Source organism: Pseudomonas sp. SJZ103 (genome assembly GCF_007828335.1).
Lineage (GTDB): Bacteria > Pseudomonadota > Gammaproteobacteria > Pseudomonadales > Pseudomonadaceae > Aquipseudomonas.
Genome location: NZ_VIUN01000006.1, coordinates 182,047 through 205,132, shown reverse-complemented (window position 1 = coordinate 205,132; position 23,086 = coordinate 182,047). Strand labels below are relative to the sequence as shown.

Below are 23,086 nucleotides of genomic sequence, written 5' to 3'. Positions count from 1 at the left end.
ATTCGATAAAGGAGCCCCTTCATGCCTCACGAACCGACTTTGAACCAGCGCATTGTCCTGGTCTCACGCCCCCAAGGCGCCCCCACCCCGGAAAACTTCCGCCTGGAACGGGTGACCTTGCCGGAGTTGGCAGACGGCCAGGTCCTGCTGAAAACGCTCTATCTCTCCCTCGACCCTTATATGCGCGGTCGCATGAGCGACGCACCGTCGTACGCCGCGCCCGTGGAAATCGACGAGGTGATGACCGGCGGGGCTGTCAGCCGTGTCGAGCAATCACGTAATCCGAAATTCGAGGTGGGTGACCTGGTCGTCGGCGCCACCGGTTGGCAAAGCCACAGCATTTCCGACGGCCGCAACCTGATTCCGGTGCCCAATGGCCTGGCCAGCCCGTCCATGGCCTTGGGGGTACTGGGCATGCCTGGCATGACCGCCTACATGGGCCTGATGGACATCGGCCAGCCAAAAGCCGGGGAAACCCTGGTGGTGGCCGCAGCGTCCGGCGCCGTGGGTTCGGTGGTCGGCCAGGTGGCCAAGCTCAAGGGCCTGCGTGTGGTCGGGATTGCGGGCGGTGCCGACAAGTGCCGCTACGTGGTGGAGGAATTAGGCTTTGATGCCTGCATAGACCATAAGAGCGCAACGTTTGCCGAAGACTTGGCCCAGGCCTGCTTCAAGGGCGTGGACATTTACTTCGAAAACGTCGGTGGCAAGGTGTTCGACGCCGTGCTGCCGCTGCTCAATCCCAAGGCGCGCATCCCCCTGTGCGGGTTGATCGCCGGCTATAACGCCCATGAAGCCCCCAGCGGGCCTGACCGCTTGCCGGCGCTGCAACGCACGTTGTTGACCAAGCGTGTACGGATCCAGGGCTTTATCGTGTTTGACGACTACGGTGATCGTCAGCCGGAGTTCCTCAGCGCCATGGCACCGTGGGTACGCGACGGCAAGATCAAGTTCCGTGAAGACGTGGTCGAGGGCCTGGAGCAGGCGCCCGAAGCCTTTATCGGTTTGCTGGAAGGGCGCAACTTCGGCAAGTCGGTGGTGCGGGTCGCGCAGGATTGAGCATTTGACGCTAATCCGGGGCGCGGGTATAAACCGCGTCTCGTTGTTTTGTCGGACCATTCGCCCATGAGCTTCAGCCCCTTGATTCGCCAACTGATCGACGCCCTGCGCACATTGCCGGGTGTCGGCCAGAAAACCGCCCAACGCATGGCGCTGCAACTGCTGGAGCGTGATCGCAGCGGCGGTACCCGGTTGGCCCAGGCCCTGAGCCAGGCCATGACCGGGGTGGGCCACTGCCGCCAGTGTCGTACCCTCACCGAAGAAGAACTCTGCCCGCAATGCGCCGACCCGCGCCGCGACGACACGCTGCTGTGTGTGGTGGAAGGGCCGATGGATGTGTACGCGGTGGAGCAGACCGGTTATCGCGGGCGCTACTTTGTGCTCAAGGGCCACCTCTCGCCGCTCGATGGCCTGGGGCCGGAGGCCATCGGCATTCCGCAGTTGGTGGCTCGTATTGAAGAACAGGGCGCCTTTACCGAGGTGATCCTGGCCACCAACCCGACCGTGGAAGGTGAAGCCACCGCGCATTACATCGCTCAACTGCTGAGCAACAAAGGCCTGGTCACTTCGCGCATCGCCCATGGCGTGCCGCTGGGTGGCGAGTTGGAGTTGGTGGACGGCGGCACGTTGGCGCATTCGTTTGCCGGTCGTAAACCGATCGCGCTCTAACGATCACCGCAGGATCAAATGTGGGAGGGGCGGTGCGGCGATTTCACTTGCCCCTGATAGCGTCAGTCCAGGCAACCGTTATCGCTCGGTGAGGGCAAAGCGGGTCAGGCAAAACGTCGGAATCCCCATATCTTCCAGGCGCTGCGAGCCACCCAGCTCCGGCAGGTCAATGATCGCCGCCGCTTCAAAAACCTTCGCCCCCATGCGCCGCACCAGGTTCGCCGCCGCGATCAGGGTACCGCCCGTGGCGATCAGGTCATCGAACATCAGCACTGAATCACCCTCGCACAGGCTGTCGGCATGCACTTCGAGGAAGGCCTCACCGTATTCGGTCTGGTAACCCTCGGCCAGCACGTCAGCCGGTAGCTTGCCCTGCTTACGGAACAGGATCAGCGGCTTGTTCAGTTGGTAGGCGATGATCGAGCCGATCAGGAAGCCTCGTGCATCCATTGCGCCGATATGGCTGAAATCAGCCTCGACGTAGCGATGGGCAAAGGTGTCAGCCACCAGGCGCAGGGCCTTGGGCGATTGGAACAGCGGTGTGATGTCACGAAAGATCACCCCAGGCTTGGGGAAGTCGATGACGGGGCGGATCAGGGATTTGATGTCGAACGAATCGAAGGTCATCGTCGAAGAGTCCAGGGCGGAAAACGGACTCGAAGTATACCTGCGGCCTCGCCGATTGGCGCGGCCGCAAGTGTCTGCGTCAGCCTTCCAGCGAACCGCCTGCCAGCGCACACAGTTGGATCGGATCGAGGATGTGCACTTCCTTGCCTTCGGCGGCGAGCAGTTCGCTCTGCTGGAAACGGGTAAACACACGGGACACGGTTTCCACCGCCAGGCCCAGGTAATTGCCGATTTCGTTGCGCGACATGCTCAGACGGAACTGGTTGGCCGAGAAACCACGGGCGCGGAAACGTGCTGACAGGTTGACCAGGAAGGTGGCGATGCGCTCGTCGGCGGTTTTCTTCGACAGCAGCAACATCATCTGCTGGTCGTCACGGATCTCGCGGCTCATCACGCGCATCAACTGACGGCGCAGTTGTGGCAGTTGCAGGGCCAGTTCGTCCAGGCGCTCGAAGGGGATTTCGCACACCGACGTGGTTTCCAGGGCCTGGGCCGACACCGGGTGAATCTCGGTGTCCATGCCCGACAACCCGACCAGCTCGCTGGGCAGGTGGAAACCGGTGATTTGCTCTTCGCCGCCGTCGCTCAGGCTGAAGGTCTTCAGCGCGCCCGAACGTACTGCATAGACGGAATCGAACTTGTCGCCCTGGCGAAACAGAAACTCGCCTTTCTTGAGCGGGCGACCACGTTTAACGATCTCGTCCAACGCTTCCATGTCTTCCAGATTCAGCGAAAGTGGCAGGCAGAGGGGGGCCAGGCTGCAATCCTTGCAGTGAGCCTGGCTGTTAGCGCGCAGTTTGACTGGCTCGGACATTTCTTAGATCCTTGTGGGAAAACACACATAAGACGTAAGGGTACCGCACTGGGGGGCAGTGAAGCCAGTCTGTACAAAAAACAGGCAACGGTATAAAGCTTTTTGTACCGATGCCGATACAAGCTGCACATCTACCATTCGGAGCTTGGATCATGTCTGTTGTCGCGGCTTACAACCCTGCCATCCGTGTACCCAGTGTGCAGGACTTGAAGCCCGCTGCCGAGACCGAGGAAAAACTGCCCGTGACCGCGCCGGTGCCTGAGGCCAAGGTGAATGAAGGGGTTACGGTGACTATTTCCGCCGCAGCGTTCAAGGCGGCTGCGGCGCCCAAAAGCGCGAATGCCGATATCGACGACAGCGGCCTGGACAATAACGTCAAGGACGTGCTGAAAATGATCCGTAAGCTGAAACAGCAGATCGCCGAGAAAATGGCTGAGCTTCAGGCGATCGCGGCTGACAAAAGCTTGACCCCGGAACAGGCCCGGGCCAAGACCGCCAATGTGCAAGGCGCGATCAGTTCGTTGCAGGCAGGTTTGATGACGGCCCAGATCTCTCTGGCCAAAGCGATGAAGACCATGAGCGCCGATGACGCGCTCAAAGCCGCTTCGTTGTCGATGTAACTAGATCACCCGTGAAAATCGTTGCCGGTTCTGGTGCTCCAGATAGGCATCGAACACCATGCACACCGAACGCACCAGCAGCCGCCCAGCTGGCAGAACCTTGATGCTCTGCGTATCCAGTTCGATCAGGCCGTCTTGCGCCATGGTCTCAAGTTGCGGCCAGACTTCGTCGAAGTACCCACGAAAATCAATATTGAACGCCTGTTCGATCTGCTCGAATGCCAGGCTGAACGTGCAGATCAACTGCTGGATCACTTCCCGGCGCAAGCGGTCGTCGGTGGTGCAGATCAAGCCGCGGCTGGTGGCCAGTTGGGCGCTGGCCAGGGCGTTCTGATAGCCGTTCAGGTCACTGCTGTTCTGGCAATACAGGTCGCCGATCTGGCTGATGGCTGACACGCCGAGCCCGATCAGGTCGCAATGGCCGTGGGTGGTGTAGCCCTGGAAGTTACGTTGCAGCGTGCCTTCTTCCTGGGCAATGGCGAGTTCGTCGTCCGGCAGGGCGAAGTGATCCATGCCGATGTAGCGGTATCCGGCCTGGGTCAGTTGCTCGATGGTGGTTTGCAGCATCAGCAGTTTGGATTCCGGCGACGGCAACTCCTCGCTGTTGATCCGTCGTTGGGGCATGAAGCGTTCCGGCAAATGCGCGTAGTTGAACACCGACAGGCGGTCCGGTTGCAGCTTGATCACTTCCTCCACGGTGCGCGCGAAGTTGATCGGCGTCTGCTTGGGCAGGCCGTAGATCAGGTCGATATTGATCGAGCGAAACTGCAGGGTGCGCGCGGCGTCGATCACCGCGCGGGTTTCTTCCAGGCTTTGCAGGCGGTTGACCGCCCGCTGCACGTCCGGGTCGAGGTCTTGCAGGCCGATGCTCACACGGTTGAAGCCCAGTTCACGCAGCAGGCCCATGGTCGCCCAGTCGGCTTCGCGGGGGTCGATCTCGATGCTGTAGTCGCCGGAGTCACCGTCGAGCAGATTGAAGTGCTGGCGCAGGCTGCCCATGACCTGGCGCAGTTCGTCGTGGCTGAGAAAGGTCGGGGTGCCGCCGCCGAAGTGCAATTGCTCGACTGATTGTTTCGGGTCGAGGTGGCAGGCCACCAACTGAATCTCCTGCTCCAGGCGTTGCAGGTAGGCTTGGGCGCGGCCACGGTCTTTGGTGATCACCTTGTTGCACGCGCAGTAGTAGCAAATATTCGCGCAGAACGGCACATGCACATACAGCGACAACGGTCGCGTGGCCTTGCGGCTTTCGCGCAGGGCGTGGAGCAGGTCGAAGGTGCCGACCTGGCTGTCGAATTGTACGGCGGTGGGGTAGGACGTGTAGCGCGGTCCCGCCAGGTCGTAGCGTTGAATCAGATGTTGGTCCCAACGAATGGCGTCGAGCATGCGGGCATTCCCCGGATAGGCTAGTGGGCCGAGTCTAGGGGCGTGGCCGATATGGCATCTTGATTTGCGTCAACGGGGAGCGGCGCTATGCCACATGGCCTTTTAGTGGCCCATTAGCCAGTGCTGATGCGGACCTGGTAGGGTCCAGATACCGAAAATAATCACCAGCAGGCCACCGGCCATACGCACGCTGCGCTTGCGCAATAACGCGGTCACGCGTTCGGCCGCCAACCCGGTCGCCAACAGTACCGGCCAGGTGCCTAAGCCAAAAGCCAACATCAGCAACGCACTGTCGAGCGCATTACCCTGGCTGGCGGCCCACAGCAGGGTGCTGTACACCAGCCCGCACGGCAACCACCCCCACAGCGCGCCCAGCAGCAGCGCGCGGGGCAGGCTGGACACCGGCAGCAAACGGTTGGCGACGGGCTGTATGTAGCGCCACAGGCCGCGCCCGAGGCTTTCGATACGGGTGAGGCCGCTCCACCAACCGGCCAGGTACAGCCCCATGCAGATCAACAGCAACCCGGCGAGCACGCGCATGAACAGGGCCGCCGGGCTGTTGGCCACGGCCCAGCCCGCCAGGCCGATCAATAACCCCGCAGTGGCATAGCTGAGGATACGTCCCAGGTTGTACGCCAGCAGCAGGCGGAATCGGCGGCTGCGTTGTTCCTTGGGAATCGCCAGGGTCAGCGCGCCCATCAGCCCGCCGCACATGCCCAGGCAATGGCCGCCGCCCAGCAGGCCCAGGATCAGAGCAGAGACCAGCAGCGGCGCCAGCTCAAGCATGGGGTGGGTCTTTGGGCGTGGGCGGTTGCTCGGGGCCGTTGGCTTCGTCGACGGCCGCGAGGTGGTTCGGGTCCTGGTCGTCGAACAGCACGCTGTGGGCCGGGCCGTCGAGGTCGTCGTACTGGCCGCTGTCCACGGCCCAGAAGAAGATGTAGATGGCCACGCCCACTAACAGCAGCGCCGCCGGAATCATCACGTATAAAGCTGGCATCTGCACTCCATGCCCGCGCGGCTCAAGCCGGCAGCGGGCGGGTTATCAAAGGGGCGCTTGTGGCCTGCGCACTCGGCACGCGAGTCAGGCGCAGGGCGTTGAGCACCACGGTCAACGAACTGAGGGACATGCCGATCGCCGCCCAGATCGGGGTGATCCAACCGAGGGCGGCAAATGGCAGCATAAGGCCATTGTACAGCCCGGCCCACAGCAGGTTTTCAATGATCACCCGGCGGGTGCGTCGTGCCAGGGTAAAGGCCTGTACCAGCGCGTCGAGGCGGTTGGACAGCAGCACCGCATCGGCGCTGGTCTTGGCCAGGTCGGTGGCCGAGCCCATGGCCACGCTGATATCGGCGGCGGCCAGCACCGGAACATCGTTGACGCCGTCGCCGAGCATCAGCACCTTGCGGCCTTCCTTGTGCAATTGTTGCAGCACGTGCAGCTTGTCGTCGGGGCGCAGGCCGCCGTGGGCTTCATCGATGCCCAGTTCAGCGGCGACGCTGGCGACCATCGGCGAACTGTCCCCCGACAGCAGCAGCGTACGCCAACCGCGCGCCTTGCAGGCGGCCAGCAGGGCCGGGGCATCGCTGCGCAGGCGGTCGTCGAGGACGAACCAGGCAAGGGCGCCATCGCCGTCGCCCAGCAGCAGCCATTGGCCGTCATCCTCCGGAGAGGCAGGAATCGGGCAACCACTGAGTGCGCAGACAAACCCCGGCTGGCCGATGCGCAACTGGCGTTTGCCGACACGTCCTTCCAGGCCGAGGCCGGGGGAGCTGAGCACCTCGTCAGCGGCCAGCGGCGCACGGCCGAAGGCGCGGGCAATCGGGTGTTCGGAGCGGTTTTCCAGGGCGGCGGCGAGGCCCAGGCACTCGTCGCTGTTCAGTGCGGTCAGGGGTCTGATCGCTTTCAGCGCCAGGCGGCCTTCGGTGAGGGTGCCGGTCTTGTCGAAAATCACCGTGTCGATCTGGTTCAGGCCTTCGAGCACATGGCCACGGGTCAGCAATAGCCCGAGCTTGTGCAGGGTGCCGGTGGCGGCGGTGAGGGCGGTCGGCGTGGCCAGGGACAACGCACACGGGCAGGTCGCGACCAGCATCGCCAGTACAATCCAGAACGCCCGCGATGAATCCAGCTCCCACCACAGCAGGCCAATCACTGCCGCGGCAATCAGCGAACACAACAGGAACCACTGCGCGGCGCGGTCGGCGATCTGCGCCAGGCGCGGCTTCTCGGCCTGGGCCCGTTCCAGCAGGCGCACGATGGCGGACAGGCGGGTCTCGTGGCCCAAGGCGCGCACTTCGACGGTCAGCGCGCCTTCGACGTTCAGCGTGCCGGCGGTGACGGCGTCGCCGGTTTGGCGCGGCAGCGGCAGGTACTCACCGGTGAGCAGCGACTCATCGATGCTGGACCGGCCATCGAGGATCACCCCATCTGCCGGCAGCACCGCGCCCGGATGCACCAGCACGCGGTCGCCCAGTGCCAGTTCGCTCAAAAGAATACGTTCGCTCTGGCCGTCACCTTTGAGGCGCAGGCATGAGGCGGGCAGCAGGTTGACCAACTGCGCGGTGGCGGCGGCCGTGCGCTCCCGGGCACGGCGCTCCAGGTAGCGACCGGCCAGCAGGAACAGCGCAAACATGCCCACCGCATCGAAATACAACTCGCCCACGCCGGTGATCGCGGTCCAGATGCCGGCCAGATAAGCCCCGCCGATGGCCAGGGACACCGACACGTCCATGGTCAGGTGACGCGTACGCACGTCGCGCATGGCGCCCTTGAAGAACGGCGCACAGCTGTAGAACACGATGGGCGTTGTCAGAAACATCGCCACCCAGCGCAGGATCACATGCAGTTCGGGGCTCAGGTCGATATTGAATTCCGGCCAGGTGGCCATGGTCGCCATCATCGCCTGGAACCACAGCAGCCCGGCGACCCCCAGTTGGCGCAGGGCCAGGCGGTTTTCGCTGGCCAGTTGTTCGGCCGCACGGTCGGCTTGATACGGGTGCGCGGCGTAGCCGATATGGCGCAGTTCACTGAGCACCTGGCTCAACGGCAATTGCCCGTCGGCCCAGCGCACCTGCAGGCGATGGTTGGACAGGTTCAGCCGCGCCTCGGCCACGGCGGGCAGGCTGCGCAGGTGTTTTTCGATCAGCCAGCCACAGGCGGCGCAACTGATGCCTTCCATCAACAGGGTGGTTTCGGCGAGGTCGCCTTCGTGGTGCACGAAGGGTTTTTGCACGTCGGCGCGGTCATACAGCGCCAGTTCGTCCACCAGTTGCACCGGCAGCGTCTCGGGGTTGGCCGAGGCTTCGCTGCGGTGCTGGTAATAGCTTTCCAGCCCACCGGCCACAATCGCTTCGGCCACGGCCTGGCAGCCGGGGCAGCACAGCTCGCGGCGCTCGCCGAGGATAACGGCGGTGAACCGACTGCCGGACGGGACGGGCAGGGCGCAGTGGTAGCAGGGGGTTGGGCTGGTCATGGGCGCTGCTATTTTTTCAGGTCTTCAGCACCCTGCAACGGTTCATCACCCAGCAGCAAGTCCTTGTCGTGGCTGACTTCTTCTTCCTCGAACAGGCGCCAGGTCTTGTCGCCTTCCACGCCCAGCAATTCCACGAAGCGACGGCCTTCGACCTTGTCGGTGACCTGGCCGATGTAGCGGCCCGGTTCGCTGTCGCTGCGGGTCAGGTTGATCTTGCGATCCTTCTCTGGCTGGGTCGGGGAAATAAGGTTCAGTTCCAGGGTGTTCGGGTTGCTGTAGCCGGTGAGTTGCAACTCGACTTCACCGGTCAGCTCATCCAGGTGCAGCTTGGCGCGCAGTTGCAGGGTCTGGGCAAGCCGTTCGCGGTCCAGGGAGCGGTTGATGCCTTTGCCGGCCTCGTAGTAGTTGTCGTTGACCAGGTTGTCCGGGTTGTTCACCGCGATGGTCACCATGGACAAGGTCAAGGTCACCGAGCAGGCCAGAATCCCAATGATGATCCAGGGCCAGAGGTGCTTGTACCAAGGGCTTGCGGCAGTGGCTTGGGGCATTGTTCTGCTCTCTATTAACGAAGCTTTCTATTTATTAACGAACCTGGGGGCCGATGAATCGGCTCTTGGCTTCAATATGGATGCTGGTGTCATCGGCATCCTTGAGGATGAACGTCACCTCGTTGGTACTCGACGGCAGTTGCTCGGGCGAACTCGACAGTTCCACCGGCATGCTGACGATGTCGCCGGCCGCCACTTTGATTTCACGTCGGCCTTGCAGCTTGAGGTCGGGCAGGCCGGCGGCGTCGAGCACGTAGGTGTGGTCGCGCTGGTCTTTGTTCATGATCTTCAGGCTGTAGACGTTTTCGATGCGCCCTTCGGCGTTTTCGCGGTACAGCACGCGGTCCTTGCTCACGTCGAAGCCCACCAGCGAACGCATGAAGAACGCCCCGGCCAACAGGCTCATCATCGTCAGCAACACCAAGGCATAACCGATCAGGCGTGGGCGCAACTTGTGGGTTTTCTGCCCTGATAGGTTGTGCTCGGTGGTGTAGCTGATCAGGCCGCGCGGGTACTCCATCTTGTCCATGATGTTATCGCAGGCGTCGATACAGGCGGCGCAACCGATGCACTCGATTTGCAGGCCGTCGCGGATGTCGATACCGGTGGGGCATACCTGTACGCACATCGTACAGTCGATGCAGTCGCCCAGGCCCTGGGCCTTGTAATCGGCACCTTTTTTACGCGGGCCACGCACTTCGCCACGGCGTGGATCGTAGGAGACGATCAGGGTGTCCTTGTCGAACATCACGCTCTGGAAGCGTGCGTACGGGCACATGTAGATGCACACCTGTTCGCGCAGCCAGCCGGCGTTGCCATAGGTGGCGAGGGTGAAGAAGCCGACCCAGAAATACGACCAGCCATCGGCCTGGCCGGTGAAGAAGTCGAACACCAACTCGCGGATCGGCGAGAAGTAGCCGACGAAGGTCATGCCGGTGGCAAAGCCGATCAGCAGCCACAGCGTGTGCTTGCTGAATTTGCGCAGGAACTTGTTGGCTCCCATCGGCGCCTTGTCCAGCTTGATGCGCTGGTTGCGATCACCTTCGGTGACCTTCTCGCACCACATGAAGATCCACGTCCACACGCTTTGCGGGCAGGTATAACCGCACCACACGCGGCCGGCGTACACAGTGATAAAGAACAGGCCAAACGCCGAGACGATCAGGATGCCCGAAAGCAGGATGAAATCCTGGGGCCAGAAGGTCGCGCCAAAAATAAAGAATTTACGTTCCGGCAGGTTCCACCATACCGCCTGGTGGCCACCCCAGTTCAGCCACACCGTGCCGAAGTAGAGCAGGAACAGGCCGGCGCCGCCGAGCATGCGCAGGTTGCGGAACAGGCCGGTGAAGGCACGGGTGTAGATTTTCTCTCGCGACGCGTAGAGGTCGACGCTCTTACCTTCAGGGCTATTCGAGATTTTGGCAGGCGGGGTAACGTCATGTACCGGTATCTGGTTGGTCATCATTGCATCCCACGGCGGTGGAGATTTGCCTCGGCCAGTACGTGCCAACCGGGGTCAAATTAAGGGTGTTGCAGTGGCGTAATGATACGCCCCCGCTGGCGCTCAAAGGGTGCGACCTTTGGTCGCATTGGGGGAAATCAATTGATGGTGTACGTGATCTGGATCAATTGACTTGTGAAGTATGGACGGTTTTTGTGGGGGAGGCGGTCATTCGTCCCAAGGATTGATCAGTGGAACACCGCTGGATTTGAAGTCGCTGACGTTGCGCGTGACAACCGTGAGCCCATGCACCAGCGCGGTCGCGGCAATTAATGCATCACTTTCATTGGCACGGTCCGGCACATGCAAGTGTGCGCAACGCAACGCGACTGCAGCATCGACGGGTAGGATTCTGGCATCAAAGGCCGGCATCACATGACGCTTGAGCCAGGTTCGCAACACCTTCCCCTGAGCCGGGTCTCGCCGCTCAATGCGCAAGACCCCGGTTTCCAATTCTTTAAGGGTGATTGCCGAGATAAACATACGCGGTGCGATGACACTTTTGGCCCAGGCGACCACGTTCGCATCAGCCTGGGGTTTACGCAGTTCAGAGATTACGTTGGTGTCGAGTAGATACATCAAGAGAGGTCCACGGGTCGATGAGTGATCACGGCACGTTCGGTTTCAAAGTCGATATCGGCCGCTTCCGGCATCACCAGCAGGTCAACGATGTTGGCATTGAGACCTGTCAGCTTTTGATAGTCCTCAATGCTTAGCAGTACATGGGCAGGCTTGCCGCGATCGGTGATAAAAACCGGGCCTTGGCGAGCGGCTTTTTTGGCACCGCTTGTGTCTTGATTGAATTCGCGGCTGGAAATGGTGGTGAAAGTCATGGTGCGCCTCCCCTGGAGTGGGCTGAATGTAGTTACGTTACTACTTCACCTTTGCTAGCCACAAGCTTAAAGCTACAAGCGGTCAACGTGCTTTTCCCATGCGAGCTGTCGCTGCATTGGAAACGAAAAAGCCCCGCCAGCTTTCGCTGGGCGGGGCTCTTTTGTTTCCGAGAGCCTTACTGCTCGTCAGCCTTCTTATCCCCATGGGACAAGCTGTAAACATACGCCGCGAGCAAGTGCACCTTGTCGTTGCCTTGCAGTTGTTCCTGCGCAGGCATCTGGCCCTGGCGACCCCAACGGATGGTCTGTTGCAGTTGGGCGAAGCTCGAACCGTAGATGAATGCACCCGGGTGTGTCAGGTCTGGCGCGCCCATGGCGGGAGTGCCTTTGCCGGCCGGGCCGTGGCAAGCCACGCAGTTGGCGGCGAAGAGTTTTTCGCCGTTGGCTACATCAGCCTTGACGCCTTCCGGCAGCTTGCGGCTGTCGAGGTTGGTGACGACGAACGCGGCAACGTCGCTGACGCCTTGCTCCTTGAGGATGTCCAGCCAGGCCGGCATGACCGCATGGCGACCTTTCATGATGGTTTCCTTGATGGTGGCAGGCTCGCCACCCCAGCGCCAATCGGCGTCGGTCAAGTTGGGGAAACCGTAGGCGCCCTTGGCGTCGGAGCCGTGGCACACCGAGCAGTTGGAGGCGAACAGACGACCGCCCATCTTCAAGGCTTGCGGGTCCTTGGCGACGTCTTCAATCGGCATCGACGCAAATTTGGCGAAGATCGGCCCGAACTTGGCGTCCGACCTGGCCATTTCCTTTTCCCATTCGTGCACGCCGGTCCAGCCGGTCTGGCCGTTGGCGAACGGGGTTTGCTTGTCGTTGTCGAGGTAGTTGTAGCCCGGCAGCAGGCCTTTCCAATTGCCCAGGCCGGGGTACAGCACCAGGTAGCCAAGGGCGAAGATGATGGTGCCGACGAACAGCATGAACCACCATTTGGGCAGCGGGTTGTCATACTCCTCGATGCCGTCGAACGAGTGGCCGACGGTCTCGTCGGTCTGCTCGGCGCGCTGGCCCTTGCGGGTCGACAGCAGCAGCCAGGTCAAGGCGAAGATGGTACCCAGGCTCAGGACTGTGACGTACAGACTCCAGAACGTAGTCATTCTTTGTTACTCCTAGAAGCTTGCTCGACGTGCTTGATGGCTTCGGGATCATCCGCAAAGGGCAACATGGTCGCGTCGTCAAACTCCGACTTGCGCCGGGGACTGAACACCCACAGCGCCAGGCCAATAAAGGCCACCATCACCACAACGGTGCCCAGGCCTCGAATCATCCCGATATCCATGAAGAATCACCGTTTGCTTTTGATGATGGTGCCCAGGCCTTGCAGGTAGGCCACCAATGCGTCCATTTCGGTCTTGCCCTTCACGGCTGCGGCTGCACCGGCGATGTCTTCGTCGGTGTAGGGCACGCCCAGGGTGCGCAAGACTTCCATCTTCTTCGCGGTGTCCTTGCCGTCGAGCTTGTTTTCCACGAGGAACGGGTACGCCGGCATTTTCGACTCAGGCACCACGTTGCGCGGGTTGTACAGGTGCGCACGCTGCCAGTCATCGGAGTAACGCCCGCCAACACGCGCCAGGTCCGGGCCGGTGCGCTTGGAACCCCACAGGAACGGGTGGTCCCACACGCTTTCACCGGCGACCGAGTAGTGGCCGTAGCGTTCGGTTTCGGCGCGGAACGGGCGGATCATCTGCGAGTGGCAGCCGACACAACCGTTGGCGATGTAGACGTCGCGGCCTTCCAGTTCAAGGGCGGTGCGCGGCTTCATGCCTTCGACCGGCTTGTTGGTCACGTCCTGGAAAAACAGCGGAACGATCTGGGTCAGTCCGCCGATGCTCACGGCGATGACCATGAAGAAGGCCAGCAGGCCGATATTCTTCTCGACTACTTCATGCTTCATCAGTGGGCTCCCACAACGGCGATCTTGGCGGCGGCTTCGGCTTCTGCCGGGTCCGAGGCACGCACGGTGCGCCAGACGTTGTAGGCCATTAACAGCATGCCGCTGGCAAAGAACGCACCACCAATGGCGCGGACGATGAAGCCAGGGTGGCTGGCTTGCAGCGCTTCGACAAAGGAGTAGGTGAGGGTGCCGTCATCGTTGATTGCACGCCACATCAGGCCCTGGGTGATGCCGTTAACCCACATCGAGGCGATGTAGAGCACGGTACCGATAGTGGCCAGCCAGAAGTGCGCGTTGATCAGCCCGACGCTGTGCATCTGCACGCGGCCGAACAGTTTGGGGATCATGTGGTACAGCGCGCCGATGGAGATCATCGCTACCCAGCCGAGGGCGCCGGCGTGTACGTGGCCGATGGTCCAGTCGGTGTAGTGGGACAGCGAGTTGACGGTCTTGATCGCCATCATCGGCCCTTCGAAGGTCGACATGCCGTAGAACGCCAGGGACACCACGAGGAAGCGCAGGATCGGATCGGTGCGCAGCTTATGCCAGGCCCCCGACAGCGTCATCATGCCGTTGATCATGCCGCCCCAGCTCGGGGCCAGCAGGATGATCGACATCGCCATGCCCAGGGACTGCGCCCAGTCCGGCAGCGCGGTGTAGTGCAGGTGGTGAGGACCGGCCCAGATGTAGAGGGTGATCAGCGCCCAGAAGTGCACGATGGACAGGCGGTAGGAGTAAATAGGACGTTCGGCCTGTTTCGGCACGAAGTAGTACATCATCCCCAGGAAACCGGTGGTGAGGAAGAAACCCACCGCGTTGTGGCCGTACCACCACTGGATCATCGCGTCCGTTGCCCCGGCGTAGGCCGAGTAGGACTTGAACAGGCTGACCGGCAACGAGGCATGGTTGACGATGTGCAGCATCGCCGTCACCAGGATGAAGGCACCGTAGAACCAGTTACCCACGTAGATGTGTTTGGTGTTGCGCTTGACGATGGTGCCGAAGAACACCACCGCGTAGGTCACCCAGACGATGGCGAGCAAAATCGCGATCGGCCATTCCAGCTCGGCGTATTCCTTGGTGGTGGTGTAGCCCAGCGGCAAGGTGACGATGGCGCCGACGATGACCGCTTGCCAACCCCAGAAGGTGAAGGCTGCAAGGCTGTCGGAGATGAGTCGCGTCTGGCAGGTTCGCTGCACGACATAGTAGGAGGTGGCAAACAATGCACATCCGCCGAAGGCGAAAATCACCAGGTTGGTGTGCAGCGGGCGCAGGCGGCCGAAGGTTGTCCATGGCAAGCCGAAATTCAATTCCGGCCAAACCAGTTGCGAGGCGATGAACACCCCGAGCCCCATGCCAAGGATCCCCCAGACCACCGTCATGATGGCGAACTGGCGGACTACCTTATAGTTATAAGCAGTCGGACTGATTGCTGTGCTCATTCTAAGGTTCCACGGTTTAGGTTTTTTTATAGGTAAAATTCGGCCGCAAGTATGTAGAAAGCAAGGGGCCATTGCAACGCAAGGCTGACCTGTGTCAATGCGTTCCACGCCAGATTCTGCGCCCTTTCCATGTTTGGCGTAAGGATAAAATCCGAAATCGAAAGCTGATCAAGTGGACAAGAAATTTTGGGGTTCGCAACGACTGTCGTCGCGTACGCCAGGATCGGTCCGCTGTGCAAGCAAGCGTAGACCCGAATGGCAGGAGGGGAAAGGTGTGCTTTGGAAGGGTGCGACACTTGGTCGCGTAGCGCGGTAGAGCTGCCGCCCCAAATTGGGGCGGCAGTCAGGTGTTACTGAGCGGGGCTTTCTGGCGTTGCACCATCAGCGTTATGGGACAGGCTGTAAACGTAGGCGGCGAGCAGGTGCACTTTGTCATTGCCCTGCAGCGCTTCCTGCGCTGGCATCTGGCCTTGGCGGCCGTGGCGAATGGTCTGCTGCAACTGCGCGAGGCTGGTGCCGTAGATGTAACCGGCAGGCAGGGTCAGGTTCGGCGCGCCCATGGCTTCCATGCCGTGGCCTTGTGGACCGTGGCAGGCCACGCAGGTGGTGTTGAACGCGGCTTGGCCGGCAGCCAGGTCGGCAGTGCTGTCGGCCGGCAATGGCAACTTGGCGATATCGTGACGCACATAGGCCGCGACGTTTTTCACGCCCTCGTCGCCCAGTATCTCACCCCAGGCCGGCATCGCCGCGTGGCGACCGTTCATGATGGTGGTCTTGATCGCTTCGGCCGAACCGCCCCAACGCCAGATGTTGTCAGCCAGGTTTGGAAAGCCGAATGCGCCCTTGGCATCCGAGCCGTGGCACACCGCGCAGTTGGAGGCGAACAGGCGGCCGCCCATTTTCAGCGCTTGCGGGTCTTTGGCGACTTCTGCCACGGGCATGGCTGAGAATTTGGCGAAGATCGGCCCGAACTTGGTGTCGGCCTTGGCCATCTCCTTGTCCCACTCCTTGGCCGATGTCCAGCCGTTTTCATAGCCCGGCAACACGCCTTTCCAGTTGCCCAGGCCCGGGTAGAGGATCAGGTAGCCGACGGCAAACACCAGGGTGCCGGCGAACAACATGAACCACCACTGGGGCAGGGGGTTGTCGTATTCCTCGATACCGTCGAAGGCGTGGCCCATGGTCTGGTCGACACTGCCCTTGGTCTCGCCCTTGCGGGTGGCGAACAACAGCCAGGTCAGGCCGATCAGGCTGCCGATGGTCAGTACGCAGATCCATGTACTCCAGAAGGTAGTCATGGCCGGTTGCTCCTTGTTGCAGGCTCTTGGTGAGCGTCGGATGGCGAAGGTTCATCGGCGAAGGGCAGCAGGCGCGCTTCCTCGAATTCCGCGTTGCGCCGGTTGTTGAATACCCACAGCGACAGGCCGATAAAGGCGATGGCGACCACCAGCGTGCCGAGGCCGCGGATGGTGCCCGCATCGAATTCAAATCCCATGGCTCACCTCTTGCTCTTGATGGCAGTGCCGAGTACTTGCAGGTACGAAACCAGCGCGTCCATTTCGGTCTTGCCCTTGAGGCTGGCCACGGCGGCACTGATGTCGTCGTCGGTGTACGGCACGCCGAGGGTGCGCATCACTTTCAACTTGGTCTCGGTGTGGCTGTTGTCGACCGCAGCCGTGACCAACCATGGGTAGGCCGGCATTTTCGACTCAGGCACTACGTTGCGCGGGTTGTACAAGTGCGCGCGGTGCCAGTCGTCCGAGTAGCGTGCGCCGACGCGTGCCAGGTCTGGCCCGGTACGCTTGGAGCCCCACAGGAACGGGTGGTCCCACACGCTTTCACCGGCGACCGAGTAGTGGCCGTAGCGCTCGGTCTCGGCGCGGAACGGACGGATCATCTGCGAGTGGCACTGTACGCAGCCTTCACGGATGTAGATGTCGCGGCCTTCCAGTTGCAGCGCGGTGTAGGGCTTCATGCCTTCGACCGGCTTGTTGGTCACGTCCTGGAAGAACAGCGGGACGATCTGGGTCAGGCCGCCGATGCTCACGGCGAGCACCATGAGCAGCATCAGCAGGCCGACGTTTTTTTCAATCGTTTCGTGTTTCATCACTGACTCCTCAGGCCATCTGCGCGACAGGGGCGGCTTCGACAGGTTGTGCCGAGCGCACGGTGCGCCATGTGTTGTAAGCCATCAGCAACATGCCGCTGAGGAACACCGCACCGCCCACCAACCGCACGATGAAGCCTGGGTGGCTGGCCACCAGGGTTTCGACGAAGGAGTAGGTCAAGGTGCCGTCGTCGTTGATCGCACGCCACATCAGGCCCTGGGCGATGCCGTTGACCCACATCGAAGCGATGTAGAGCACGGTGCCGATGGTGGCCAGCCAGAAGTGCGCGTTGATCAGGCCGAGGCTGTACATCTGCTCGCGACCGAAGACTTTCGGGATCATGTGGTACAGCGCGCCGATGGAGATCATCGCTACCCAGCCGAGGGCGCCGGCGTGTACGTGGCCGATGGTCCAGTCGGTGTAGTGGGACAGCGAGTTGACGGTCTTGATCGCCATCATCGGCCCTTCGAAGGTCGACATGCCGTAGAACGCCAGGGACACCACGAGGAAGCGCAGGATCGGGTCGCTGCGCAACTTATGCCAGGCGCCCGACAGGGTCATCATGCCGTTGATCATGCCGCCCCAGCTCGGAGCCAGCAGTACCAGCGACATCACCATGCCCAGCGACTGTGCCCAGTCCGGCAGCGCGGTGTAGTGCAGGTGGTGAGGACCGGCCCAGATGTACAGGGTGATCAGTGCCCAGAAGTGCACGATGGACAGGCGATAGGAATACACCGGACGCTCGGCCTGTTTCGGCACGAAGTAGTACATCATCCCGAGGAAACCGGCGGTGAGGAAAAAGCCTACCGCGTTATGTCCATACCACCACTGCACCATGGCATCCGTCGCACCGCCATACAGCGAGTAGGACTTGGTCAGGCTGACCGGGATTTCCAGGTTGTTGACGATATGCAGGATCGCCACGGTGATGATGAACGCACCGAAGAACCAGTTACCGACGTAGATGTGCTTGGTGGTGCGCTTGGCCACGGTGCCAAAGAACACAATGGCGTAGGCCACCCAGACGATGGTGATCAGTATATCGATCGGCCATTCCAGCTCGGCGTATTCCTTGGAGCTGGTGTAACCCAGCGGCAAGGTGATTGCGGCCAAAAGAATGACCAACTGCCAGCCCCAGAAGCAGAACGCGGCGATTTTCGGCGCGAACAGCTGGGTTTGGCAGGTACGCTGCACCGAGTAGAAGGAGCTGGCGAACAGCGCACAGCCACCGAACGCGAAGATCACCGCGTTGGTGTGCAGTGGGCGCAGGCGGCCGAAGCTGGTCCAGGGCAAGTCGAAGTTGAGCGCGGGCCAAACCAATTGGGCGGCGAGAAAAACCCCGAGCCCCATGCCGACGATGCCCCACACCACCGTCATAATGGCGAATTGGCGGACCACCTTGTAGTTATAGGCGGTACTTAAAGTAGTGTTCATGGTTCCCCATCCACGGTTCAACCCAAGCAGATGCGGCACTTGGGCTGGAGTTATAGGCAGACTGAATAGCGAGGCAAGCATGGGCAAAGAGCACAAGGCCAGTATTGACGGGGATCAATGGGCGCAGTGTGTGCGGGAACATGGCTGGCTTTGGGATGTCGCGTCGGGCGCTGCTTCGGGTGATTGCGTGACGCTGATCCTTGCCCATGGCGCCGGCGCACCGATGGACTCATCCTTCATGAACGACATGACTGCACGCCTTGCCGGGCATGGCGTCAACGTGTTGCGCTTCGAGTTTCCCTACATGGCTCAACGTCGATTGGACGGCGGTAAACGCCCGCCCAACCCGGCGCCGAAACTGTTGGAGGCGTGGCGCGGGGTGTATGCCGAGGTGCGACGTCATGTCGCTGGGAAACTGGCCATTGGCGGCAAGTCCATGGGTGGGCGCATGGCGAGTCTGTTGGCGGATGAATTGGCGGCAGATGGGCTGGTGTGCCTGGGGTATCCGTTCTATGCAGTGGGGAAACCGGAGAAACCCCGGGTCGAGCACCTGGCCGGGCTGAACACGCCGACGCTGATTGTGCAGGGCGAGCGCGATGCCTTGGGTAATCGGGTGGCGGTGGAAGGCTATGATTTGTCGCCGAGCATCGAGGTGATGTGGCTGGAGGCGGGGGATCATGACTTGAAGCCGTTGAAGGCTTCGGGGTTTACGCATGAGCAGCATTTGGAGGCTGCGGCCGTGCAAGTGGCTGAGTTTCTCAGCGCCTGTTAGGGCCAATCGGGAGCAAGCCCCCTCCCACATTCGACCGCATTCCAAGGGATGTACGCGGTTAACTGTGGGAGGGGGCTTGCTCCCGATAGCGGTTTACCGGTTGAAACGCTCGACCAACGAATACTGGGTATTCGCCGTATGCGTCAGCTCTTCACTCAACTGCGCCGAGTTCATCGCCTGCTCCGAAGTCTGATCCGCCAACAGCGCAATGGTGCTGATATTACGGCTGATCTCTTCGGCTACCGAGCTTTGCTCTTCGGTGGCGGCTGCAATCTGGGTGGTCATGTCGGTGATATGTGCCACCGCTTCACTGATGCCCACCAACGCCTGATCCGCCTCCATCACCCGCGCCACACCTTCTTCGGCCTGGCGATGCCCGGCATCCATGGTTTGCACGGCGGCGGCAGCGGTTTGCTGCAGCTTGGCGATCAGGGCATGGATCTGCCCGGTCGACTCAGTGGTGCGCTGCGCCAGTTGGCGGACTTCATCAGCGACCACCGCAAAACCACGGCCCATCTCTCCGGCACGCGCCGCTTCAATGGCGGCGTTGAGCGCCAGCAGGTTGGTTTGGTCGGCAATGCCTTTGATCACGTCGACTACGCCGCCGATCTCATCACTGTCCTTGGCCAGTTGGGTGACGGTCACGCCGGTCTCGCCCACGGCCACCGACAGACGCTGAATCGCCTCGCGGGTTTCCCCGGCAATAGAGCGACCGCGACCGGTCAGGCGATTGGCTTCCTGGGTAGCATCGGCGGTGCGCTGCACATGGCTGGCCACTTCCTGGGTGGTCGCCGCCATCTGGTTGACCGCAGTGGCCACCTGTTCGGTTTCCACGCGCTGGCGTTCCAGGCCGCTGGAGCTGTTATGCGCCAGGGTGTTGGACTGCGCCGCTTGGTCGTTGAGGTGCTCGGCAGTGTCCTGCAAACGCGTCAGGCAGGTCTTCAGACGCGCCTCCTGGCTGAGGATCGACATCTCCAGGCGTGCCTGGGCGCCACGGCTGTCGGTGTACATCTGTGCGATCAACGGGTCGGACGTGGTCTGCTCGGCCAGACGCAGCAAGCGCTTGAGACCGCGCTGTTGCCAGCTCAGGCCCAGCAGCCCCAATGGCACCGACAACCCCGCCGCCAGGGCAAAGCCCCAGTGGGAGTTGAGCGACGCACCGATCATGAAGCTCAGTTGGCTGATCAGGATAAACGGCACCCAGTCCTGCAACACCGGCAACCACTTGTCCCGCTGGGGAACGGCCGACTTGCCCTGGTTGATGCGTTGGTAGAGCGCCTCGGCACGGCGGATCTGCTCGGCAGTGGGCTTGATGCGCACCGATTCGTAGCCGACCACCTGATTGCCTTCAAAGACCGGCGTCACATAGGCGTTAACCCAGTAGTGATCGCCCGTCTTGCAACGGTTCTTAACGATGCCCATCCATGGCAAGCCTTGTTTGAGCGTGGTCCACATATGCCCGAACACGGCCGCTGGCACGTCCGGATGACGCACCAGGTTGTGCGGGGCACGCACCAGTTCGTCGCGAGAGAACCCACTGATTTCAACGAAAGCGTCGTTGCAGTAGGTGATCACGCCTTTGGCATCTGTGGTGGAGATCAACCGTTGCTGAGCGGGGAAGGTACGTTCGCGCTGGGTAACGGGTTGGTTATTACGCATGATTGTTCAATCCGCAAGGCTTTCAATGGGTATCGGCGGTAACGGGGGTTTATTTAACTTATTTTTGCAACAATCGGCGGGTTGCTCGTTTCTGGAGGTGGTGTCAACCCGCTAGCATCGGATAGGTAAACAACCCGAAGTGAAGCAGATTCAAGCCAAAGTGCGTGGCAATCGCCGCACCCAGCCCGCCAAACCGATAAGCCAGGCCATAACCGACCCCGGCGATGCTCGCCAGCAGTACCCAATGCCACCCCGCGCCCACGTGCACCAGCCCGAACAGCAGCGACGCCAGCAGCAGCGCGAGGTTTTCGCCGTAGGGCAACTGTTTGAAGCGCCGGCTCAAGCCGCCTTGAATGTAGCCACGGAACAGCGCTTCTTCCACCAGGGTCACCAGCAGCAGGTTATTGAGCACCCACAGCCAGGCCTGGTCCGGCCATTTCGGTGCCCAACTGATCACGCCCAGCAAGGCTGCGCCACCCAGAGCGATGATGGCGGTCAGCGCCAGCGCCAACGCGGTGACGCAGATCGACAAGCGCAACGAACGCCGCGCCACAATCCACGGGCAGGCCAGCAACAACCAAAAGCCAATCAAGGGCTTGTCCTGGTTCAGGTACATCGAGAACGGCACGGCATCAGGCGTGAGGCGCTGCGGGTCAATGCCGCGTCCGTTGTAGAACCCCGGCAACCAGTGCATTGCCAGGCTCAGGGCCAGTACGATAAACAGCCCGTGGCCGAGGTTGCGTGCCCACGGCGTGCGTTGCTGGCGTACGGCATAGCCGGCGATCAACAGCAGGGCGATGGACACCAGCGCCAGCACGCCCAGTTGCCCGTAGGCCAAGGCCAGCACATAGCCGATGGAAAGCAGCGTCAGGTACAGCCAGGGCAATGCGAGCATGGGGATTCCTTGGGAAAAACCGGTCGGCATTATAGCGACGGCCCGCGCGCCGGAACGTGAAAACGCCTCCACGCAACAGGGTTTGGGCAAGTGATTGCAAAACATGTCATTGGCTGGTTATAGTCCTCACGTCGTTATCCCTTCAAAAAGATCAGCACATGCCAGCTTCCCTGCGCATAGCGGTAGTCGATTCAGCGGTCAACGCTGTGGTCGTGCCGTGCGCGAACAAGCAGTCTGTGCAGATCAGTCACTACCCCCCACCTGTCAGTAGCACCCCGGTGTACGCAGTCGCATCACCGCCGGGTGTTGGCATTCCGGGCTGATCAGCGCGTTGCTGTTCCCGCTGTGCCTGCCTGAAAAAAACTACTGAATTTCAGCATCTGCTGCTGAATCGGCTTTTTTTGCCTGATTACAGGTGGTATCCATGTCCGTTCTTTCGAAACACTCCGTGGCCGCGGCGGCCTCGACGAGCCTGTTTGTCCTGCTGTGGAGCAGCGGGGCGATCTTCTCCAAACTGGGCCTGGCCCATGCGTCACCCTTCGCGTTTCTGTTGATCCGCTTTGCCGTCGCCCTTGCAGGCTTGGTGGTGCTGGTGCCGATCCTCAAGCTGAAACTGCCGCGTCCCGGCAAGCCCATGCTGTACGCGGCGGCAACCGGATTGGTGTTGTTGGGGGCCTATCAGATTTTCTATCTGCTGGCCCTGGACCTCAACGTCACCCCCGGCGTCATGGCGACCATCATGGGGGTGCAGCCGATCCTCACCGTGGTGCTGATGGAGCGCCAGCGTTCCTGGCGTCGCATGTTCGGCCTGAGTCTGGGCTTGGCCGGGCTGATCATGGTGGTCTACCAAGGCATCGGGCTGTCGGGCATGTCCCTGGCCGGGATGCTGTTCGGGCTGCTGGCCCTGGCAAGCATGACCTTCGGCTCGATCATGCAAAAGCGCATCACCGACAACCCCCTCGGCACCCTGCCGGTGCAGTACCTGGCGGGACTGGTGTTGTGTTCGGTGTTTGTGCCGTTCCAGCCGTTCCATGTTGAACACAACGCCGGCTTTTACCTGCCGGTGCTGTGGATGGGCCTGGTGGTGTCGGTACTGGCAACGCTGTTGCTGTACCGTCTGATCGCCAGGGGCAACCTGGTGAATGTCACCAGCCTGTTCTACCTGGTGCCGGCGGTGACGGCGGTGATGGATTACCTGATCTTCGGCAACCGGCTGGCGGTGCTGAGCCTGTTGGGGATGGGCTTGATCATCATTGGGCTGGTCTTCGTGTTCCGCAAAAACTGACCCCCCCGTAGGCGCCGGC

25 protein-coding genes are annotated in these 23,086 nt (G+C 61.4%); 5 read left to right on the top strand and 20 right to left on the bottom strand.

All coding sequences use genetic code 11. From position 1 onward, the window contains the following. Positions 1-21 precede the first annotated feature (21 nt). Both FBY10_RS15895 and recR read left to right on the top strand, forming a co-directional pair. Positions 22-1,056, top strand: a complete 1,035-nt coding sequence (locus FBY10_RS15895) for an NADP-dependent oxidoreductase (protein WP_145337014.1) — start codon at positions 22-24, stop codon at positions 1,054-1,056. A 66-nt stretch (positions 1,057-1,122) separates the two neighbouring features. Further along, on the top strand, positions 1,123-1,725 hold the full coding sequence (gene recR / locus FBY10_RS15890) for a recombination mediator RecR (RefSeq protein ID WP_145337013.1): 603 nt from the start codon (positions 1,123-1,125) through the stop codon (positions 1,723-1,725). A gap of 78 nt (positions 1,726-1,803) precedes the next feature. On the opposite strand, the gene FBY10_RS15885 is transcribed toward recR, so the two are convergent. Both FBY10_RS15885 and fnr read right to left on the bottom strand, forming a co-directional pair. After that, positions 1,804-2,352 carry an adenine phosphoribosyltransferase gene (locus FBY10_RS15885; RefSeq protein WP_131699659.1) on the bottom strand — a complete coding sequence of 183 codons (549 nt, stop codon included), beginning with the start codon at positions 2,350-2,352 and terminating at the stop codon, positions 1,804-1,806. A 79-nt stretch (positions 2,353-2,431) separates the two neighbouring features. Further along, positions 2,432-3,166 (bottom strand): fumarate/nitrate reduction transcriptional regulator Fnr, encoded by a 735-nt coding sequence (gene fnr, locus FBY10_RS15880; RefSeq protein ID WP_131699658.1) that lies wholly within the window; start codon positions 3,164-3,166, stop codon positions 2,432-2,434. A gap of 152 nt (positions 3,167-3,318) precedes the next feature. On the opposite strand from fnr, the gene FBY10_RS15875 reads away from it, so the two are divergent. After that, positions 3,319-3,786, top strand: a complete 468-nt coding sequence (locus tag FBY10_RS15875; protein WP_145337012.1) for a hypothetical protein — start codon at positions 3,319-3,321, stop codon at positions 3,784-3,786. Here FBY10_RS15875 and hemN read toward each other — a convergent pair whose 3' ends face one another. From hemN to ccoN (FBY10_RS15795), 16 genes are all read right to left on the bottom strand, one after another. Continuing rightward, positions 3,787-5,169, bottom strand: a complete 1,383-nt coding sequence (hemN, locus tag FBY10_RS15870) for an oxygen-independent coproporphyrinogen III oxidase (RefSeq protein ID WP_145337011.1) — start codon at positions 5,167-5,169, stop codon at positions 3,787-3,789. 102 nt (positions 5,170-5,271) lie between these two features. Beyond that, positions 5,272-5,955, bottom strand: a complete 684-nt coding sequence (locus FBY10_RS15865; RefSeq protein WP_131699655.1) for a sulfite exporter TauE/SafE family protein — start codon at positions 5,953-5,955, stop codon at positions 5,272-5,274. Next, positions 5,948-6,166: a cbb3-type cytochrome oxidase assembly protein CcoS gene (ccoS, locus tag FBY10_RS15860; RefSeq protein ID WP_053132914.1), complete on the bottom strand. Its 219-nt coding sequence runs from the start codon at positions 6,164-6,166 to the stop codon at positions 5,948-5,950. Before ccoS ends, FBY10_RS15865 begins: the two co-directional genes overlap by 8 nt. 22 nt (positions 6,167-6,188) lie before the next feature. Further along, the gene (locus FBY10_RS15855; protein ID WP_145337010.1) at positions 6,189-8,639 is read right to left on the bottom strand and encodes a heavy metal translocating P-type ATPase; all 2,451 of its coding nucleotides are present in this window, start codon (positions 8,637-8,639) and stop codon (positions 6,189-6,191) included. Positions 8,640-8,647: 8 nt separating this feature from the next. Then, positions 8,648-9,187 carry a FixH family protein gene (locus FBY10_RS15850; protein WP_131699653.1) on the bottom strand — a complete coding sequence of 180 codons (540 nt, stop codon included), beginning with the start codon at positions 9,185-9,187 and terminating at the stop codon, positions 8,648-8,650. 34 nt (positions 9,188-9,221) lie between these two features. Further along, positions 9,222-10,649: a cytochrome c oxidase accessory protein CcoG gene (gene ccoG, locus FBY10_RS15845; RefSeq protein ID WP_131699652.1), complete on the bottom strand. Its 1,428-nt coding sequence runs from the start codon at positions 10,647-10,649 to the stop codon at positions 9,222-9,224. A gap of 207 nt (positions 10,650-10,856) precedes the next feature. After that, a complete protein-coding gene (locus FBY10_RS15840; protein ID WP_053132925.1) occupies positions 10,857-11,267 on the bottom strand; it encodes a type II toxin-antitoxin system VapC family toxin in 411 nt (136 codons plus the stop codon). Continuing rightward, the gene (locus tag FBY10_RS15835) at positions 11,267-11,521 is read right to left on the bottom strand and encodes a type II toxin-antitoxin system Phd/YefM family antitoxin (protein ID WP_027603731.1); all 255 of its coding nucleotides are present in this window, start codon (positions 11,519-11,521) and stop codon (positions 11,267-11,269) included. Before FBY10_RS15835 ends, FBY10_RS15840 begins: the two co-directional genes overlap by 1 nt. 176 nt (positions 11,522-11,697) lie before the next feature. Beyond that, positions 11,698-12,675 (bottom strand): cytochrome-c oxidase, cbb3-type subunit III, encoded by a 978-nt coding sequence (gene ccoP, locus FBY10_RS15830; protein ID WP_145337009.1) that lies wholly within the window; start codon positions 12,673-12,675, stop codon positions 11,698-11,700. After that, on the bottom strand, positions 12,672-12,857 hold the full coding sequence (locus FBY10_RS15825; RefSeq protein WP_003193169.1) for a CcoQ/FixQ family Cbb3-type cytochrome c oxidase assembly chaperone: 186 nt from the start codon (positions 12,855-12,857) through the stop codon (positions 12,672-12,674). The genes ccoP (FBY10_RS15830) and FBY10_RS15825 overlap by 4 nt, the downstream gene beginning before the upstream one ends. 6 nt (positions 12,858-12,863) lie before the next feature. Continuing rightward, positions 12,864-13,472 (bottom strand): cytochrome-c oxidase, cbb3-type subunit II, encoded by a 609-nt coding sequence (gene ccoO / locus FBY10_RS15820; RefSeq protein WP_003193167.1) that lies wholly within the window; start codon positions 13,470-13,472, stop codon positions 12,864-12,866. Further along, positions 13,472-14,914 carry a cytochrome-c oxidase, cbb3-type subunit I gene (gene ccoN, locus FBY10_RS15815; RefSeq protein WP_131699650.1) on the bottom strand — a complete coding sequence of 481 codons (1,443 nt, stop codon included), beginning with the start codon at positions 14,912-14,914 and terminating at the stop codon, positions 13,472-13,474. Before ccoN (FBY10_RS15815) ends, ccoO (FBY10_RS15820) begins: the two co-directional genes overlap by 1 nt. A gap of 350 nt (positions 14,915-15,264) precedes the next feature. Next, positions 15,265-16,212, bottom strand: a complete 948-nt coding sequence (gene ccoP, locus FBY10_RS15810) for a cytochrome-c oxidase, cbb3-type subunit III (RefSeq protein WP_131699649.1) — start codon at positions 16,210-16,212, stop codon at positions 15,265-15,267. After that, on the bottom strand, positions 16,209-16,409 hold the full coding sequence (locus tag FBY10_RS15805; RefSeq protein ID WP_145337008.1) for a cbb3-type cytochrome c oxidase subunit 3: 201 nt from the start codon (positions 16,407-16,409) through the stop codon (positions 16,209-16,211). Before FBY10_RS15805 ends, ccoP (FBY10_RS15810) begins: the two co-directional genes overlap by 4 nt. Before the next feature lie 3 nt (positions 16,410-16,412). Beyond that, on the bottom strand, positions 16,413-17,021 hold the full coding sequence (gene ccoO / locus FBY10_RS15800; RefSeq protein ID WP_090400253.1) for a cytochrome-c oxidase, cbb3-type subunit II: 609 nt from the start codon (positions 17,019-17,021) through the stop codon (positions 16,413-16,415). Between the two features lie 10 nt (positions 17,022-17,031). Further along, a complete protein-coding gene (gene ccoN / locus FBY10_RS15795) occupies positions 17,032-18,456 on the bottom strand; it encodes a cytochrome-c oxidase, cbb3-type subunit I (protein ID WP_131699647.1) in 1,425 nt (474 codons plus the stop codon). A gap of 79 nt (positions 18,457-18,535) precedes the next feature. On the opposite strand from ccoN (FBY10_RS15795), the gene FBY10_RS15790 reads away from it, so the two are divergent. Then, positions 18,536-19,228, top strand: a complete 693-nt coding sequence (locus FBY10_RS15790) for an alpha/beta family hydrolase (protein ID WP_145337007.1) — start codon at positions 18,536-18,538, stop codon at positions 19,226-19,228. A 93-nt stretch (positions 19,229-19,321) separates the two neighbouring features. On the opposite strand, the gene FBY10_RS15785 is transcribed toward FBY10_RS15790, so the two are convergent. Beyond that, on the bottom strand, positions 19,322-20,887 hold the full coding sequence (locus tag FBY10_RS15785) for a PAS domain-containing methyl-accepting chemotaxis protein (protein ID WP_145337006.1): 1,566 nt from the start codon (positions 20,885-20,887) through the stop codon (positions 19,322-19,324). Positions 20,888-20,990: 103 nt separating this feature from the next. After that, entirely contained in the window at positions 20,991-21,782 is a 792-nt protein-coding gene (locus FBY10_RS15780; RefSeq protein WP_131699644.1) for a CPBP family intramembrane glutamic endopeptidase, read from the bottom strand. A gap of 424 nt (positions 21,783-22,206) precedes the next feature. Between FBY10_RS15780 and FBY10_RS15775 the strand changes: the two genes are divergently transcribed. Beyond that, on the top strand, positions 22,207-23,067 hold the full coding sequence (locus tag FBY10_RS15775; RefSeq protein WP_145337005.1) for a DMT family transporter: 861 nt from the start codon (positions 22,207-22,209) through the stop codon (positions 23,065-23,067). The last annotated feature ends 19 nt before the right edge of the window (positions 23,068-23,086 follow it).

What these genes read in the sequence shown, in the direction of transcription:
- recR (WP_145337013.1), top strand. Translation starts at nt 1,123, where the DNA reads ATGAGCTTCAGCCCCTTGATTCGCCAACTGATCGACGCCCTGCGCACA.
- FBY10_RS15780 (WP_131699644.1), bottom strand. Translation starts at nt 21,782, where the DNA reads ATGCTCGCATTGCCCTGGCTGTACCTGACGCTGCTTTCCATCGGCTAT.
- FBY10_RS15850 (WP_131699653.1), bottom strand. Translation starts at nt 9,187, where the DNA reads ATGCCCCAAGCCACTGCCGCAAGCCCTTGGTACAAGCACCTCTGGCCC.
- FBY10_RS15895 (WP_145337014.1), top strand. Translation starts at nt 22, where the DNA reads ATGCCTCACGAACCGACTTTGAACCAGCGCATTGTCCTGGTCTCACGC.
- FBY10_RS15840 (WP_053132925.1), bottom strand. Translation starts at nt 11,267, where the DNA reads ATGTATCTACTCGACACCAACGTAATCTCTGAACTGCGTAAACCCCAG.
- FBY10_RS15855 (WP_145337010.1), bottom strand. Translation starts at nt 8,639, where the DNA reads ATGACCAGCCCAACCCCCTGCTACCACTGCGCCCTGCCCGTCCCGTCC.
- FBY10_RS15885 (WP_131699659.1), bottom strand. Translation starts at nt 2,352, where the DNA reads ATGACCTTCGATTCGTTCGACATCAAATCCCTGATCCGCCCCGTCATC.
- ccoO (WP_003193167.1), bottom strand. Translation starts at nt 13,472, where the DNA reads ATGAAGCATGAAGTAGTCGAGAAGAATATCGGCCTGCTGGCCTTCTTC.
- fnr (WP_131699658.1), bottom strand. Translation starts at nt 3,166, where the DNA reads ATGTCCGAGCCAGTCAAACTGCGCGCTAACAGCCAGGCTCACTGCAAG.
- ccoN (WP_131699647.1), bottom strand. Translation starts at nt 18,456, where the DNA reads ATGAACACTACTTTAAGTACCGCCTATAACTACAAGGTGGTCCGCCAA.
- FBY10_RS15835 (WP_027603731.1), bottom strand. Translation starts at nt 11,521, where the DNA reads ATGACTTTCACCACCATTTCCAGCCGCGAATTCAATCAAGACACAAGC.
- FBY10_RS15775 (WP_145337005.1), top strand. Translation starts at nt 22,207, where the DNA reads ATGTCCGTTCTTTCGAAACACTCCGTGGCCGCGGCGGCCTCGACGAGC.
- ccoN (WP_131699650.1), bottom strand. Translation starts at nt 14,914, where the DNA reads ATGAGCACAGCAATCAGTCCGACTGCTTATAACTATAAGGTAGTCCGC.
- ccoG (WP_131699652.1), bottom strand. Translation starts at nt 10,649, where the DNA reads ATGACCAACCAGATACCGGTACATGACGTTACCCCGCCTGCCAAAATC.
- ccoP (WP_131699649.1), bottom strand. Translation starts at nt 16,212, where the DNA reads ATGACTACCTTCTGGAGTACATGGATCTGCGTACTGACCATCGGCAGC.
- FBY10_RS15785 (WP_145337006.1), bottom strand. Translation starts at nt 20,887, where the DNA reads ATGCGTAATAACCAACCCGTTACCCAGCGCGAACGTACCTTCCCCGCT.
- FBY10_RS15865 (WP_131699655.1), bottom strand. Translation starts at nt 5,955, where the DNA reads ATGCTTGAGCTGGCGCCGCTGCTGGTCTCTGCTCTGATCCTGGGCCTG.
- ccoO (WP_090400253.1), bottom strand. Translation starts at nt 17,021, where the DNA reads ATGAAACACGAAACGATTGAAAAAAACGTCGGCCTGCTGATGCTGCTC.
- FBY10_RS15875 (WP_145337012.1), top strand. Translation starts at nt 3,319, where the DNA reads ATGTCTGTTGTCGCGGCTTACAACCCTGCCATCCGTGTACCCAGTGTG.
- FBY10_RS15825 (WP_003193169.1), bottom strand. Translation starts at nt 12,857, where the DNA reads ATGGATATCGGGATGATTCGAGGCCTGGGCACCGTTGTGGTGATGGTG.
- ccoS (WP_053132914.1), bottom strand. Translation starts at nt 6,166, where the DNA reads ATGCCAGCTTTATACGTGATGATTCCGGCGGCGCTGCTGTTAGTGGGC.
- hemN (WP_145337011.1), bottom strand. Translation starts at nt 5,169, where the DNA reads ATGCTCGACGCCATTCGTTGGGACCAACATCTGATTCAACGCTACGAC.
- ccoP (WP_145337009.1), bottom strand. Translation starts at nt 12,675, where the DNA reads ATGACTACGTTCTGGAGTCTGTACGTCACAGTCCTGAGCCTGGGTACC.
- FBY10_RS15805 (WP_145337008.1), bottom strand. Translation starts at nt 16,409, where the DNA reads ATGGGATTTGAATTCGATGCGGGCACCATCCGCGGCCTCGGCACGCTG.
- FBY10_RS15790 (WP_145337007.1), top strand. Translation starts at nt 18,536, where the DNA reads ATGGGCAAAGAGCACAAGGCCAGTATTGACGGGGATCAATGGGCGCAG.